The following is a 683-nucleotide window of genomic DNA, read 5'->3' on the forward strand; positions in this document are numbered from 1 at the left end:
AGAACGGTAACGTACGTAGGAATGGGTTTGACGTTAAGATAATAAACAGTAGGAAACCTACTGAGATCATACCCATTACGGCAAGTACACGTGCAACCGACTCTTGTGGCATACCGCGGCTGAATGTAGCAACCGCGACGGTCCAACCTGCTTGGATAAGCACCCAAAGCAATAGGGAACCTTCGTGTGCACCCCATACCGCTGTCAAACGGTAGTACCAAGGCAGTTGGCTGTTTGAGTTACTTGCTACGTATTGCAGAGTGAAATCGTTAGTATAAAAACCCCAACACAAAATCACGAACGAGAAAAACAGCATGATGAACATCGACCAAGACAGCGGTCGAGCGGTATTCATCAGCATCGTATTATTGTTTGATGCGCCCCATAGCGGCAGTACAGAAAGCAGTACCGCCATCGCTAAAGATAAAATGAGGGCAAAATGGCCGATTTCAGCAATCATTCGCCGCTTCCTTGTTTTTGTTCACTGCTGTATTGCAATGGTTCATGCGTTTTCTTCATGGCTTCTGCAATTTCAGGCGGCATGTATTCTTCGTCGTGTTTAGCGAGAACTTCAAACGCTTCAACTGTCGTTGCGTCTTTTAGAACACCTTGCGCAACGATGCCCTGCCCTTCACGGAACAAATCAGGAAGAATACCTTCGTAAGTGATCGTTACTTTTGGAC

At 46.4% G+C, this 683-nt stretch carries 1 protein-coding gene and 1 pseudogene; both read right to left on the reverse strand.

Annotated features, from left to right (window positions below; all coding sequences use genetic code 11):
* Positions 1-460, reverse strand: a pseudogene (locus R7F64_RS23910) (heme lyase NrfEFG subunit NrfE); the annotation flags it as partial.
* On the reverse strand, positions 457-683 hold a 227-nt coding region (locus R7F64_RS23915; RefSeq protein WP_318072155.1), incomplete at its 5' end, for a cytochrome c maturation protein CcmE. The pseudogene R7F64_RS23910 and the gene R7F64_RS23915, both read right to left, overlap by 4 nt.

This window comes from Vibrio sp. Vb1980, from assembly GCF_033338615.1.
In the GTDB taxonomy this organism is placed as follows: domain Bacteria; phylum Pseudomonadota; class Gammaproteobacteria; order Enterobacterales; family Vibrionaceae; genus Vibrio; species Vibrio alginolyticus.